Annotated in this window: 15 protein-coding genes; 5 read left to right on the forward strand and 10 right to left on the reverse strand. The window is 66.3% G+C overall.

What is annotated here, in order from left to right:
* Positions 1 to 107: 107 nt before the first annotated feature.
* Together ABNX08_RS24955 and ABNX08_RS24960 are read right to left on the reverse strand one after the other, a co-directional pair.
* Positions 108 to 752, reverse strand: a complete 645-nt coding sequence (locus ABNX08_RS24955; protein ID WP_041681754.1) for a hypothetical protein — start codon at positions 750 to 752, stop codon at positions 108 to 110.
* Between the two features lie 137 nt (positions 753 to 889).
* Positions 890 to 1,594, reverse strand: a complete 705-nt coding sequence (locus ABNX08_RS24960) for a Crp/Fnr family transcriptional regulator (RefSeq protein ID WP_022538376.1) — start codon at positions 1,592 to 1,594, stop codon at positions 890 to 892.
* 288 nt (positions 1,595 to 1,882) lie between these two features.
* Between ABNX08_RS24960 and ABNX08_RS24965 the strand changes: the two genes are divergently transcribed.
* Positions 1,883 to 3,517 (forward strand): acyl-CoA synthetase, encoded by a 1,635-nt coding sequence (locus ABNX08_RS24965; protein ID WP_022538377.1) that lies wholly within the window; start codon positions 1,883 to 1,885, stop codon positions 3,515 to 3,517.
* 22 nt (positions 3,518 to 3,539) lie between these two features.
* On the opposite strand, the gene ABNX08_RS24970 is transcribed toward ABNX08_RS24965, so the two are convergent.
* The 3 genes from ABNX08_RS24970 to ABNX08_RS24980 all read right to left on the reverse strand — a co-directional run bounded on the left by ABNX08_RS24970 (position 3,540) and on the right by ABNX08_RS24980 (position 4,632).
* Positions 3,540 to 3,812 carry a hypothetical protein gene (locus ABNX08_RS24970; RefSeq protein WP_022538378.1) on the reverse strand — a complete coding sequence of 91 codons (273 nt, stop codon included), beginning with the start codon at positions 3,810 to 3,812 and terminating at the stop codon, positions 3,540 to 3,542.
* Positions 3,813 to 3,848: 36 nt separating this feature from the next.
* Entirely contained in the window at positions 3,849 to 4,130 is a 282-nt protein-coding gene (locus tag ABNX08_RS24975; RefSeq protein WP_022538379.1) for a hypothetical protein, read from the reverse strand.
* A gap of 253 nt (positions 4,131 to 4,383) precedes the next feature.
* Positions 4,384 to 4,632, reverse strand: a complete 249-nt coding sequence (locus ABNX08_RS24980) for a hypothetical protein (RefSeq protein ID WP_041681755.1) — start codon at positions 4,630 to 4,632, stop codon at positions 4,384 to 4,386.
* Between the two features lie 198 nt (positions 4,633 to 4,830).
* On the opposite strand from ABNX08_RS24980, the gene ABNX08_RS24985 reads away from it, so the two are divergent.
* The gene (locus ABNX08_RS24985) at positions 4,831 to 5,958 is read left to right on the forward strand and encodes an AGE family epimerase/isomerase (RefSeq protein ID WP_041682037.1); all 1,128 of its coding nucleotides are present in this window, start codon (positions 4,831 to 4,833) and stop codon (positions 5,956 to 5,958) included.
* 219 nt (positions 5,959 to 6,177) lie between these two features.
* On the opposite strand, the gene ABNX08_RS24990 is transcribed toward ABNX08_RS24985, so the two are convergent.
* The 5 genes from ABNX08_RS24990 to ABNX08_RS25010 all read right to left on the reverse strand — a co-directional run bounded on the left by ABNX08_RS24990 (position 6,178) and on the right by ABNX08_RS25010 (position 9,294).
* On the reverse strand, positions 6,178 to 6,354 hold the full coding sequence (locus tag ABNX08_RS24990; protein WP_022538381.1) for a hypothetical protein: 177 nt from the start codon (positions 6,352 to 6,354) through the stop codon (positions 6,178 to 6,180).
* A gap of 164 nt (positions 6,355 to 6,518) precedes the next feature.
* On the reverse strand, positions 6,519 to 6,887 hold the full coding sequence (locus ABNX08_RS24995; RefSeq protein ID WP_022538382.1) for a hypothetical protein: 369 nt from the start codon (positions 6,885 to 6,887) through the stop codon (positions 6,519 to 6,521).
* Positions 6,888 to 6,954: 67 nt separating this feature from the next.
* A complete protein-coding gene (locus tag ABNX08_RS25000; RefSeq protein WP_022538383.1) occupies positions 6,955 to 7,647 on the reverse strand; it encodes an alpha/beta hydrolase in 693 nt (230 codons plus the stop codon).
* 154 nt (positions 7,648 to 7,801) lie between these two features.
* Positions 7,802 to 8,104 (reverse strand): hypothetical protein, encoded by a 303-nt coding sequence (locus ABNX08_RS25005; RefSeq protein ID WP_022538384.1) that lies wholly within the window; start codon positions 8,102 to 8,104, stop codon positions 7,802 to 7,804.
* Positions 8,105 to 8,316: 212 nt separating this feature from the next.
* The gene (locus tag ABNX08_RS25010) at positions 8,317 to 9,294 is read right to left on the reverse strand and encodes an alpha/beta hydrolase (protein WP_022538385.1); all 978 of its coding nucleotides are present in this window, start codon (positions 9,292 to 9,294) and stop codon (positions 8,317 to 8,319) included.
* Positions 9,295 to 9,676: 382 nt separating this feature from the next.
* On the opposite strand from ABNX08_RS25010, the gene ABNX08_RS25015 reads away from it, so the two are divergent.
* The 3 genes from ABNX08_RS25015 (at position 9,677) to ABNX08_RS25025 (ending at position 12,169) form a co-directional block, all read left to right on the forward strand.
* A complete protein-coding gene (locus tag ABNX08_RS25015; protein ID WP_022538386.1) occupies positions 9,677 to 10,264 on the forward strand; it encodes a hypothetical protein in 588 nt (195 codons plus the stop codon).
* Between the two features lie 265 nt (positions 10,265 to 10,529).
* Positions 10,530 to 11,096 (forward strand): TetR/AcrR family transcriptional regulator, encoded by a 567-nt coding sequence (locus tag ABNX08_RS25020; protein WP_022538387.1) that lies wholly within the window; start codon positions 10,530 to 10,532, stop codon positions 11,094 to 11,096.
* A 407-nt stretch (positions 11,097 to 11,503) separates the two neighbouring features.
* Positions 11,504 to 12,169 carry a hypothetical protein gene (locus tag ABNX08_RS25025; protein ID WP_022538388.1) on the forward strand — a complete coding sequence of 222 codons (666 nt, stop codon included), beginning with the start codon at positions 11,504 to 11,506 and terminating at the stop codon, positions 12,167 to 12,169.
* Positions 12,170 to 12,254: the final 85 nt, after the last annotated feature.

The raw sequence follows: 12,254 nt of genomic DNA on the forward strand, positions 1-12,254 counted from the left end.
TTGTCTGCTGCTCGGTGAGGGGGCCGAGAAAAAGTCCGCGTGGCAGAACTATGGGCAATTGCGCGGCATGTCCTGGAGCGATCCCACGTCAATGACGTGTTGGCGCGCTAAGCGGCTGCCCGCAACACCCCCGGCCAAGGACCGGCAGGCGGAGGCGTCCGGCTGCCCGCGCTGCAGTCCTCCACCAGCCGCGCCGCATCGATGCCGAACCAGTCCTGCCACGCGCGCGCCAGCGCCGTGCCGGAGCGCAGGCCGGCATGCCGGGCCAGCAGGTCGAGCGATGGCACCGCGCCGGCACCGGCGGCGAGCGCGTGCAGCGCATGCGCGGCGCGTTGCTCGCGCAGCAGCGGGTGCAGCGCTTCGCCCTCGGCAAACAGCCGTGCGCGCACCAGGCGCGCCGGTACCTGCCAGTGCGCGGCCAGGCGCTCGGCGTTCCAGTCGGTATCGGGGCGGGCGAAGACCAGCTCGGCCAGACCACGTGACCATGGCTTGTCGCCGGGCTTGCCAATCAGGCGTGGGCAGTCGCTGTCGGGCACGGCGGTCAGCACGATGACGCAGGGCTGCTGCCAGGTGCCGGGCAGGTCGCAGTCGAAGTGGGCGAAGGCGTGGACCACGAACGGGTCGCCGGGCCGCACCTCGCGCCGCGCGTTGGCGTCGCGCAGGCTGGCCGTGCCTTGCAGCGCCTGGACGTGCACGGCGAAGGGAAAGCGCAGGCGGGCAAAACGGACGTGGTGACGGCTGACAAGCGGCATGCGGAACACAACCCGGAAGCTTGGCGGACGCGCCGGGGGGCGCGGCCGGTAACTGTCGCAGGATTCTACGGGTCGCGCAAGGCCGTCGATGTCGTCCGATTGACAGTCGCCGGTAATGAGACAGCGCTACCCGCCCACTACAACTCGGAAAGCCCAAAGTGACGCAGCCGCGGCAGGTCGGTCACGCGGATGCTCTGGTAGGACAGGTGGACCATGCCGGCATCGGCCAGCCGCCGCAGCGCCTGGTTGACCCGTTGCCGCGACAGGCCGGTAAGCAGGCCGATCTCTTCCTGAGACAACTCCAGCACGGGGCTGGTGCGCGGATAAAGGTCGGGGTGGAACAGCTGCGCGATGGCCTGCGCCACGCGCGCATCGGCGCCCAGCAGCCGGTCGTTCTGCACGGTGGCGATGAACTGGCCCATGCGCTCGTTAAGCTGGCGCACGACAAAGCTCGCGAACGGCAGGCTCTGCGCCAGCAGTGTATTGAACACCGGCTCCGGCACCAGCAGCACCTGTGAATCGCGGATCGCGATCACGTCGTAGCGACGGTGCTCGCGCTTGATCACGCTGCCTTCGCCGCACCAGCCGCCGGCCGGCACGCCGGAAAAGGTGCAGCCGCGCCCGTCAGGCGTATAGACCGCCAGCTTGATCAGGCCGCTGTCCACGCCGATCCAGTGGCGCGAGGGCTCGCCGCGCCGCGCGATGAAGGCGCCGGCCGCAAAGGACTGCAGCAGGGTTTCGCGCGCGGCCAGCGCCTGGTGTTCCGGCGACAGGGCGCCGAACCACGCGTGGCTGGCCAGGATCGATGCCGGCGCGAGAGGCGGGTCTGCGGGTGCGCTCATGGCAGGGAAGACTTCGGCGGCATGGACGCGAGCGGTACGGACGGCATCCTTGTAAGAATCGTGTAAGCCTTGACTGGCGCGGGTTTGCGGGAGGTTTGTCGTCCGGGCGACAGTGCGCCGGCGTGTGCGATGATAGCCTTGTGCCAGAAAAAGTGACAGCGCCGCAAGGCGCCACGCCACATCACAACGCCCCGGCCAGCGCTGCAGCACCGCAGCGCAATGACACCCGAGCGACGACTGGCACGGCACGCCGCCGCCAGCGCCGCCAGACCAACGGAGACACCCGTCATGCCCACCGATTTCGACAGCGGCCTGGCCCGCAATGCGGCCAACTTCGTGCCGCTCACGCCCATCGACTTCCTCGTCCGCGCCGCCGAGGTATATGGCGAGCGCCTGGCCATCGTGCATGGACCGCTGCGCCAGAACTGGCGCGACACGTATGCGCGCGCACGCCGCCTGGCCAGCGCGCTGGCGCGTGCCGGGGTCGGCAAGGGCGATACCGTGGCCGCGCTGCTGCCCAATACGCCGGCAATGGTGGAGGCGCACTTCGGCGTGCCGATGGCGGGCGCGGTGCTCAACGCGCTCAATATCCGGCTCGATGCCGCCAACCTGGTGTTCATGCTGCGCCATGGCGAGGCGCGCGTGCTGCTGGCCGATACCGAGTTCGCCGACCTGGCGCGGCAGATGGCGCTGGAGATCCCGGGCCTCAAGGTGATTGCCGTGCATGACGCGCTCGGGCCGCAGGCAGAGCCGTTCGGCACGACCGACTACGAGTCTTTCCTTGCATCCGGCGATCCCGGGTACACGTGGCAGATGCCGGCTGACGAGTGGGACGCCATCGCGCTGAACTACACTTCCGGCACCACCGGCGACCCCAAGGGCGTGGTCTACCATCACCGCGGCGCGGCCATCAACGCCGTGTCCAATATCCTCGAATGGGACCTGCCCAAGCACCCAGTCTACCTGTGGACGTTGCCGATGTTCCACTGCAACGGCTGGTGCTTCCCATGGACCATCGCGGCGCGCGCGGGCATCAACGTATGCCTGCGCAAGTTCGAGCCAAGGCTGGTGTTCGACCTGATGCGCGATGAAGGCGTGACGCACTATTGCGCCGCGCCGATCGTGCATACCGCACTCGTCAATGCGCCAGCCGCATGGCGCGAAGGCGTGCGCGGCCCGGTGCGCGGCATGGTTGCCGGCGCGCCGCCGCCGGCCGCGGTGCTCGCGCAGATGGAAGCGATGGGGTTCGAATTGACCCACGTCTACGGCCTGACTGAAGTCTACGGCCCGGCTGCGGTCTGCGCCGAGCAGGACGACTGGAGCACGCTGTCCGAGCAAGACCGCGCGGTCAAGAAGGCGCGCCAGGGCGTGCGTTACCACCTGCAGTCGCAGGTGGCGGTGCTCGATCCCGATTCGATGCAGCCAGTGCCCGCCGATGGCGAAACCATCGGCGAGATCATGTTCCGCGGCAATATCTGCATGAAGGGCTACCTGAAGAACGAAAAGGCCACGCGTGAAGCCTTTGCCGGTGGCTGGTTTCATACCGGCGACCTGGGCGTGTGCATGCCCGACGGCTATATCAAGATCAAGGACCGCAGCAAGGACATCATCATCTCCGGCGGCGAGAACATCTCCAGCGTGGAGGTGGAAGACGCGCTCTACCGGCACCCCGCGGTGCTCGCGGCGGCGGTGGTGGCGCAACCCGATGCGAAGTGGGGCGAGACGCCGTGCGCGTTTGTCGAGCTGAAGGACGGCGCCAGCGTCAGCGCGGAAGAACTGATCGCGCATTGCCGCACGCTGCTGGCGGGCTTCAAGGTGCCCAAGGCGGTGTATTTCGGGCCCTTGCCCAAGACCTCGACCGGCAAGATCCAGAAGTTCGAACTGCGCCGCAAGGTGAAGTCGGAATCGGCGATCGACGTCTGATGGGCTGCAAGCGGTGCCGCCGCTAGTGCTGCATCGCTTCCTCGGCCTCGTGCTGTCCGGCGATGCGCGCGTCGATGGCCTCGCGTCCCCATGCGATGCCGGCGCGCGTCGCATCCGCGGCGCAGCCAAAGCGGGTCTGCGCCGCCGGGCAGGGCAGCGCGAGCTTGTTGCCGTGGAGCCAGACCTCGGCGCGCAGCGTCCACCAACCGTCGCATTGCCCGCCATATCGCAGCGCCGCGAGATGGATGCGGTGGCCGCGGTACATCACGTTCTGGTCGTACCATCCACTGGGCATTGGCGTCGCTTGGCAACAGGCCGCAGCCAACTCGGTTCAGCGCGCCCGGAACTCGCCCGGACTGCGCCCGCTGGGGCTGTGGCGGTGCCACTCCTGGGTGATGTCCGGGAACACGTCACACTCGCCCCGGACGATGTTTTCAATGGTGGCGCATACGCATTCCGTGCCGCGCGGCCCCACGCAGACCAGGCTGCGCGGATGGTCGGTATGTTGCGGGATGGCATAGACGCGCATGCCCTCCTGGAAGAGGGGATGCTTGGTCAGGCGCTCGTTCATCAGTTCGACAAAGCGCTGCGGAGTCACGACCGGCTTATCCATTGCATGCTCCTGCGGCCTTGCCCGCCGCGCTATTGTCGAAAGCGCGTGAGGGCGACCAGGTCAGTTAAGGCCAGGAATATGACAGGCAGGTGGCAGGGATGCCCCCGGCAATGAGCCGGGAGTGGCCGGAAGGAGAATCGCGGGCAATGCTCACCCCGCGTTGCCACTGCCGCGATTTCAGACTAGAACATGTGCCGCGCCGCGCAAAGCGCGGCGCAGCATCAAGCCGGGTATGCGCCGCCTGGGCGGCAGTTCAGGTGGCGCGCGCTTCGCCCGCGGCGCGCGGGCCGTCCAGCATCTGGTTGCCGGCAGCCCAGCAGGCGGCCTCGGCCTCAGCCTCCGAGGCATAGCTGGAAGTGGCCTCGACGGTGCAATCGGCGTCGGCAGCGCCGCAGCGCTCTTCCATGATGATGCGCCAGGTGTACTGGCCGGGCGGGTCTTCCAGGACATGGAGCACCAGCGTGCGGTGCTCGTCGGTGAGCGTCAGGGGCAGGTTCGACATGGGTGCCTCCCATTGGCAGGGTGGGACGCATTGATGCTAGCAATTGCGCGGCGCCAATGCCATGACAGTTTTGCCGCCGCAGCGTGGCAAGATACGGCGCAGGCCGCAGCGGCGGCTTTCCCCGCCGCGCCAATTCCAGTATCTTCTGCGCCGTGGCGCCGCTCGGCGCCGCTTTTCGTGACCGACCATGCCCCGAACATGCCCATTTCGCCTCAGCTGAAAGAACGGGTCGCCGCCCTGACGGCACACTACGACGCCACGGTCCTGCCGCTCTGGACCGCCAGCGGCTGGAATGCCGACCTGTTGCTGCCCTATGAGGCGCTCGACGGCGCCACCGCCGCGCCGCAGCCGGCGGCGCGCTACCGCGCCATGGCCTGCGCGCGCCAGCTCTATGTGTTTTCGCTCGCGGGGCAGCATGCACATGCCGATACGCTGTTCGGCTCGCTGCAGGCGTACTTCGGCAATGGGGACGGGAGCTGGAACTACAGCGTCGACGCGGGCGGCACACCGCTCGATGTCACGCGCGACCTCTATACACACGCCTTCGTGATCTTTGCCTGTGCGAACTATCATGCGCGGCGCGGCAGTCCCGATGCGCTCGAGGTGCTCGATGAAACCGTCGACATCGTCGAGGACCGCTTTGCCGATGGCCAGGGCCTCTACCATGCCGCGCTGACTGAGCACTTCCGCCCAAAGGGCGCGGGGGTGCTGCAGAACCCGGTGATGCACCTGACCGAGGCCTACCTGGCGGCGCTGGATGCGACCGGCGACGAATGGTATGCCGAACGCCTGCGCGAGATCGCGATGGCCGTGCATGAACGCTTTGTCGATCCGGCCAGCGGCTGCATCGCGGAACTGCCGCAGGGCAGCGCGGACAATCGCATCGAGCCGGGGCATCAGTTCGAGTGGTTCTCGCTGGTGGCGGCGCGGCAGCATCTGTTCGACGACCTGCCGCTGGACGGCGCGCTGCGCAAGGCCTTTGCATTCGCGCAGCAGCACGGCGTGGCGGCGGATACGCTGGGCGTCAGCGCCGCGCTGGACGCGGGCGGCGCACTGCTCGACGGCACCCAGCGCATCTGGGCTCAAACCGAATACGCGCGCGCGCTGGCGCTGCATGGCGAGCCACAGTCACTGGCCACGCTGGAGACCTGGGCGCAGCAGTTTCGCGGCCGCTTCCTGCATGCGCAGGGCTGGCACGAATGCCTGGCGCCCTCGGGCGACGTGGTGCGCGCGGAAATGCCGTCGACCTCGCCTTACCACCTGGCCACGTCCTACTGCGCACTGGCAGCGCTGGCAGGCGTGAACTGGCCGGGGCAGGGCGGCTGACAGAGGGGGCCCGCCTCCACGGCACGTGGGGCCGTAACCCTTATCAATTCTTTGCAATCGCCGCCGGGGGCAGCGACTAAACTCAAGCCCGCGCTCCGGCCCGTAGCGTCTTTCTTCTTAACTACCTGGTCGTCGTTTTGAAGTTGCGGGCCCGGGGCGCACCCCGGCGATGCCGTGTCAGCGCTGCGCGGTGCTGACCGCTTGCGGCTGCGGCAAGCGCTATGGTGGATGCGCCGGCTGCGAGGCCGTATTCGCATTCACGCGGGTGGCCATCTGCCGGACCTTTCTCTCGGCCTGCATTTCTGTGTGGTCATTCAGGATCAGGCACAGCAGCGTCAGCAGGGCCGCTGCAATCATGCTCAGCGCAATCCAGGCCAGACGGTGCTTGCGTTCCATGGTGAGGAAAAAGGGGCGTCATCAGTGCGCGCAGTGTAAGCGCCAGTGTGCAAAGCGATTGTCAATCTTTGCAAACGCCACGGCCTGGCGGCCGTTCCCGCTTTTCCAGCGATTCTCGCGATTCTGGCGGATTCTCGCGATTCTGGCTATTCCCGCGATTTCCGCTATTCCGTCACACCGTGCTCGCGCAGCAGCCGCTCGCATTCGTCGAGCATGTCATGCGCAAACGCGGACTGGTAATTGGGATCGAGCGCTTCCATCATTTCATGCGCGGCGTAGAGGCCGGCTTCGCGCGACAGCGTATCGGCCAGTTGCCGCGCGAACTGATCGCTCAGTTCGGACAACAAACGCCGCTCCGACAGTGGCAGCTGCAGCTTCGAGCGCGACAGCCATTCGCCGGCCAGGGTCGCGCCCTGGGCATCGGTCATCCATTGCCGGTGTTCGTAGAAGGCCGACAGCCGTTCGGCGGCCAGCGCGAACAGCAGCGCCTTGCGGGTATTGAAATCGATCCTGGGCAGCGGGGCGAGAGTCATGCGTACGGCGTAGTGCGGTGCGCGGCGCGCTGGCCGGCGACCATCTTGTCAGGGTGTGGGTTGGGGTTCAGGTCTGGCTCACGCCGGCTTGCGCGAAGCACTCGGCCAGCCAGGCGCCGATGGCCACGATTTCTTCCAGGCAGACGGCATGCCCCATCGGGTAGGTCTGCCACGTGACCGGATGCTGCTGCGCCTGCACGAAATCGCGTGCGGCGCTGCCCAGCCGCAGCGGCACCACATCGTCCTGCGTGCCATGGGCGGCAAAGACAGGCGTAGCGGCATTGGCCTCCGTGGCCTCGGCCGCGAGCGCATCGGGCGCAGGGATGTAGGTCGACAGCGCAACGATGCCGGCCAGGCGCTCGGGGTGCGTCAGCCCGGCCGTGTACGCAATCGCGCCGCCTTGTGAAAAGCCGGCCAGCACGATGCGGCTGCACGGAATGCCACGCGCATTCTCGCGCGCGATCAGCGCGCGGATGGCCTCGCACGAGGCGCGGATGCCGGCTTCATCGGCGCGGCGGCCGGATTCATCCAGGGAATAAATGTCATACCAGGCCGGCATGACATAGCCGCCGTTGCAGGTCACGGGCATGGCCGGCGCGTGCGGGAAGATAAAGCGCACGCCGGGCGATGCAGGCAGGCGCAGCTCGGGCACGACCGGCGCGAAATCGCTGCCGTCGGCGCCCAGTCCGTGCATCCAGATCACGGCGCAGCCGGGATTGGGCGCGGTTTCGGTTTCGATCGCGGGCAGCAGTTCGCTCATATGGCCGGGTCCTGTTTGACAGTTGTGCGTGCACGCCGCCGGGGCGGCAGGCAGCGCGAGTATCGCACAGGTCGGGGCCCGCTTCGCTTTATGCCCGCCCATGCCCCGGCGTTAGCCAGAGCATGGGCGTGGCCGTCCGAAGGCAGGACCAGCGTCAGGCTGCGGATGGAACGATGGGGACGGTGGTGAGGCCCGGTGCGCGCGCAGGCTGCGCGGCAGCCGGCAACTCCGGCGTGGTGGGCAGGTTGGCGCGGCGACGCTTGTCGACGACGTCTTCCACGCCCTTGGCGGAGACGTCCTCCAGAAATGCCACCATGTCACGGTAGTAGGCGACTTGCATCTGTGCTTCGAGCAAGCGCCGTTCGGCCTGGAACAGCGTCAGCCTCATGTCTTGCAGTTCCCTTTCGGCGATTTTTTCCGGGGTCGGCGGACTGAACAAGTTTGCAAGCCAACGCATGGCAGTACCTCCAGTGCTGTCAATGGCGAAATTGCGATGCTTGTGCCACGAGGTCCAATATAGACAAGAAATCGGAAAAAGACCCTTGAGTCGCATGGCCGTGGCGCCTCGCCCACAAGGATGATTGATGCAGGTGGAAGTCTGCGGTAGATTGTCCGCCGAAGGTCGGAGCGTATCCCGGATCTGCTGGCTGCCCCTGCGGCCGGCCGGGGCTAACGTGTATTCGCGATTGAGTTTTTGGTAGTTTTCGCACTTATCTTTCCTGCTCCGATCGCCTCGCCTGCTTCAATCTTTTCCGCTTGTTTTTCGTCGCGCTCTTGCGCCTGCACGAAGCACAGGATCGGCGCCCAGAATACCCCGATATGGTCCGGCAGGATCGCTGCGTTATGCGGCATCGCGTCCAGCATCACCAAGGCATGCAACTGCCTGGCTGCGCTGGCGAGGCGCTCCGCATGGCGCGGGGCAATGACCGCATCGTCGCGGCTGTGCACCACCAGCAGCGGACGCGCCAGCCGGCTCGCGCGCGCGGCGTTGTTCCACGGATCGGGCAATAGCCATGCGGCCCATCCCGGCACGCGCCCGGTCTGCACCGCGGCCAGTCGCGCCGAACTGAAGCCGGCGGCAATCACATAGCCATCGGGCTGTGGATCGAAGCGCCACGCCACGTCGAGCAGGATGCCGGAGCCCAATGAATGCCCCAGCACGACGCGCCGTTTCGCCGCGGGCGTAGCCGCGACAAAGTGTTGGTAAGCGGTGAGCGCATCCTCGCGCAGATGGCGCACGCTCGGCCGGCCGCTGCTGCGTCCGTAGCCGCTGTAGTCGAACACGTAAGAGGTGATGCCCGCTGCGGCCAGCATGGTTTGCACCGGCAGCCAGTCAGCCAGGCATTCGTTGTCGCCGTGGCACACCATCAGTGCGGGCGCCGCGGGATCGGCGGCGGGCATGAACGACGCGTGCAACACGCGCTTGCCGCTGGCGAACGTGGTATGCCGCGCGATTGCCTTCGGCGCAGCCGGCGCGATAGCAGGCAATGTCTCATCCGTCGGTGTGACAAATGCTTTGCGTTCCAGCGCACGAAACAGTAGATGCCGCGCAACACCGGTCGCGAGTGCGACCCCCGCGGCGGCGGCAAGCCAGCGGTGCGCGGTGGAGCCGGGCGGGGGCGAGTCTGGTTGCTGGCCTGCGGACATGAACGGTTGGGCGAGAAAGGCTTCCCTTCAGGCTAGCAGGCTGCGGGCGCGCGGGTGAAGGAAAGTTCATCCCCGACCACCTTTAACCGGTTCGCGCGGACCGACGCCGTACCTTTAGTCGGCCGCTATCACACCGATAGAAATCTTTTTCCTTGACTCTCTACCTAGTAGTAGATAGCATTCAGTCCATGGAACCGCTGCACCGCCGGCAACAAGCAGAAACGGGCGGATAAGTGGCGATCCCATTGCATTACCGCAGGCGGTCTTTTTTTTAGCGCCGACTATCTATCTACTAGTAGATGCGAGCCTGAAAAGCGACCTGCCGGAAGCCACTGATACCGAATTGACGCGATCCCGAAACATCGCCATCCAGGAGCCCACCATGAATGCCAAGTTCGCCAAGACCCTGATCACCGCCGCCACCCTTGCCGCCGCGTTTGCCGGCGGCGTCGCGCAGGCCGCGGGCGTGCAGGACAGCACCTTCAGCGGTGACAAGTACGGTTACCAGTTCCGCGTCGGCAAGACCGATGCCTTCACCGACGGTGCCCGTACCGGCAACTTCGACCCCTTCACCGAAGGCGCCCGCGCCGGCAAGTTCGATCCGTTCACGGAAGGCGCGCGCGTCGGCAAGTTCGACCCGTACACCGACGGCTTACGTACCGTTGCAGGCCTGGATCGCAGCGGCGTGTCGTCGCAACCGGGCCGCAGCATTGACCCGTACACCGACGGCGCACGCGTGGGCAAGACCGATCCCTACACCGACGGCTTCCGCACCGTGGCTGGATTGGACCGCAGCGGCGTGTCGTCGCAACCGGGCCGCAGCTTCGACCCGTACACCGACGGTGCGCGTGTTGGCAAGGCTGATCCGTACACCGACGGCGCCCGCACCGTGGCTGGCCTGGACCGCAGCGGCGTGTCGTCGCAACCGGCCCGCAGCTTCGACCCGTACACCGACGGTGCCCTGGCCTGATCGCTTCCGGCCCTGAGGCCGGCGGCCCAACCCTTTACGGTGGCGCTCCCGGTGAGCGCTGCCCGATGGAGTCCATCATGAGTTTGCGTGACAGCATCCTGCTTCTTGGCGGATGGCTTGTGCTTTGCGTGACGAGTGGCTCGATGATCACCTTCGCCGCGCAGGTCCTGCCTGGCTAAAGTACATGCCCCGATAGCTAGGGAATTACCCGAGCCTAGGGGCATTTCAACTTGAGCGCCTATCTTCGCGTAGATACACTGCTTTCATGAAAACGCAATCCGTACGCGAGCAACTGCTCGAGCACACGCTGGTCCTGATCCGACGCCGTGGCTTCAACGGCTTCAGCTACCGCGACCTGGCGGAACTGGTCGGGGTCAAGACGTCAAGCATCCACTACTACTTCCCGAGCAAGGACGACCTGGTCCTGGAGGCGGTGAAGGAGTACAGCGCGCGCATGACCGAGCGCATCCGCGCCATCGACACCACCTTGCCGGTCACCGAACAGGCGGCGATCTACTTGGCGCCGTTCCGCGCCAGCTGCGGCTCGGACCAGATCTGCCTGTGCGGCATGCTGTCCACCGAGACGCTGTGCCTGCCCGAAACCGTGCACAAGATGCTGCAGGGTTTCTACCTGCTCAACGAGCAGTGGCTGGCCGGGTTGCTGGAACGCGCGCAACCGCAGCGCAGCGCACCGTTCCCGGTGCCGCCGCCGCGCCTGGCGCAAGTGGTGTTCGGCTCGCTGCAGAGCGGGCTGATCGCGGCGCGGCTGTTCGGTACTTCCGATCGGGTCGAGGCCGCGGCCGATACTTTGATGGCGGCCGTCTCCGGCTGAGTTTTTCGCGCATATCAGTGGCGCGCTCAAAGCTGCCATGTGGCTTATGCTGCATGGCGGCTTTTTTATTAGGCGCCATCAGGCGCGCGGCCACGGACTCTTGATCCGTCAGTTAACGTTATAAAAACAAAGACATAGGCGGGATGCTGCGATACCTATCAACGCGATAGAAAACTTTTTCCTTGACTATCTACCTAGTAGTAGATAGTATTCAGGCCATGGAAGCGACGCAGCGCCCCAAACCAGCAACAAAGCGCGGCACGGCGACGATCCCATTGCATGACCGGAGGCGGTCATTTTTTCAGGATCGGTTATCTATCTACCAGTAGATGCGGAATGAAAAAACGACAGCCACAGCCACTGATACCGACTGACACGATCCAGAACATCGCCCCCAGGAGCCCATCATGAATGCCAAGTTCGCCAAGACCCTGATTACCGCCGCGACCCTTGCTGCCGCCTTTGCTGGTGGCGTGGCGAATGCCGCGGGCGTGAAGGACAGCACCTTCACCGGCGACAAGTACGGCTATGAATTCCGCGTCGGCAAGGCCGATGCCTTCACCGACGGTGCCCGCACCGGCAACTTCGACCCGTTCACCGAAGGCGCCCGTACCGGCAACTTCGACCCGTTCACCGAAGGCGCACGCGTCGGCAAGCCCGATCCGTACACCGACGGCGCTCGCACGGTCGCAGGTCTGGACCGCAGCGGCGTGTCGTCGCAACCGGGCCGCAGCATTGACCCCTACACGGATGGCGCACGCGTCGGCAAGGCAGACCCGTACACCGACGGCGCTCGCACGGTAGCAGGCCTGGATCGCAGCGGCGTGTCGTCGGAACCGGGCCGCAGCATTGATCCGTACACGGACGGCGCCCGCACGGTCGCCGGCCTGGATCGCAGCAACGTGTCGTCGCAACCCGGCCGTAGCATCGACCCGTACACGGACGGCGCACGCGTGGGCAAGGCTGACCCGTTCACCGACGGCGCCCGCACGGTCGCCGGCCTGGACCGCAGCAACGTGTCGTCGGAACCGGGCCGCAGCATCGACCCGTACACGGACGGCGCCATCGCGTGAGAGTCGGCCGGCCTGGTGCCGGCCACCTGAATCTGCCGGGCCGCCAGCATGCGGCCCGACTCAAAGGAGTTGATCATGCGTTGGC

Origin of the sequence: Cupriavidus sp. DF5525 (genome assembly GCF_040149425.2) — a bacterium.
Classification (GTDB): Bacteria; Pseudomonadota; Gammaproteobacteria; order Burkholderiales; family Burkholderiaceae; genus Cupriavidus; species Cupriavidus pickettii_A.

What these genes read in the sequence shown, in the direction of transcription:
- ABNX08_RS25015 (WP_022538386.1), top strand. Translation starts at nt 9,677, where the DNA reads ATGAATGCCAAGTTCGCCAAGACCCTGATCACCGCCGCCACCCTTGCC.
- ABNX08_RS24955 (WP_041681754.1), bottom strand. Translation starts at nt 752, where the DNA reads ATGCCGCTTGTCAGCCGTCACCACGTCCGTTTTGCCCGCCTGCGCTTT.
- ABNX08_RS25005 (WP_022538384.1), bottom strand. Translation starts at nt 8,104, where the DNA reads ATGCGTTGGCTTGCAAACTTGTTCAGTCCGCCGACCCCGGAAAAAATC.
- ABNX08_RS24960 (WP_022538376.1), bottom strand. Translation starts at nt 1,594, where the DNA reads ATGAGCGCACCCGCAGACCCGCCTCTCGCGCCGGCATCGATCCTGGCC.
- ABNX08_RS24975 (WP_022538379.1), bottom strand. Translation starts at nt 4,130, where the DNA reads ATGGATAAGCCGGTCGTGACTCCGCAGCGCTTTGTCGAACTGATGAAC.
- ABNX08_RS24985 (WP_041682037.1), top strand. Translation starts at nt 4,831, where the DNA reads ATGCCCATTTCGCCTCAGCTGAAAGAACGGGTCGCCGCCCTGACGGCA.
- ABNX08_RS24980 (WP_041681755.1), bottom strand. Translation starts at nt 4,632, where the DNA reads ATGTCGAACCTGCCCCTGACGCTCACCGACGAGCACCGCACGCTGGTG.
- ABNX08_RS25010 (WP_022538385.1), bottom strand. Translation starts at nt 9,294, where the DNA reads ATGTCCGCAGGCCAGCAACCAGACTCGCCCCCGCCCGGCTCCACCGCG.
- ABNX08_RS24990 (WP_022538381.1), bottom strand. Translation starts at nt 6,354, where the DNA reads ATGGAACGCAAGCACCGTCTGGCCTGGATTGCGCTGAGCATGATTGCA.
- ABNX08_RS24970 (WP_022538378.1), bottom strand. Translation starts at nt 3,812, where the DNA reads ATGCCCAGTGGATGGTACGACCAGAACGTGATGTACCGCGGCCACCGC.
- ABNX08_RS25000 (WP_022538383.1), bottom strand. Translation starts at nt 7,647, where the DNA reads ATGAGCGAACTGCTGCCCGCGATCGAAACCGAAACCGCGCCCAATCCC.
- ABNX08_RS24995 (WP_022538382.1), bottom strand. Translation starts at nt 6,887, where the DNA reads ATGACTCTCGCCCCGCTGCCCAGGATCGATTTCAATACCCGCAAGGCG.
- ABNX08_RS25020 (WP_022538387.1), top strand. Translation starts at nt 10,530, where the DNA reads ATGAAAACGCAATCCGTACGCGAGCAACTGCTCGAGCACACGCTGGTC.
- ABNX08_RS25025 (WP_022538388.1), top strand. Translation starts at nt 11,504, where the DNA reads ATGAATGCCAAGTTCGCCAAGACCCTGATTACCGCCGCGACCCTTGCT.
- ABNX08_RS24965 (WP_022538377.1), top strand. Translation starts at nt 1,883, where the DNA reads ATGCCCACCGATTTCGACAGCGGCCTGGCCCGCAATGCGGCCAACTTC.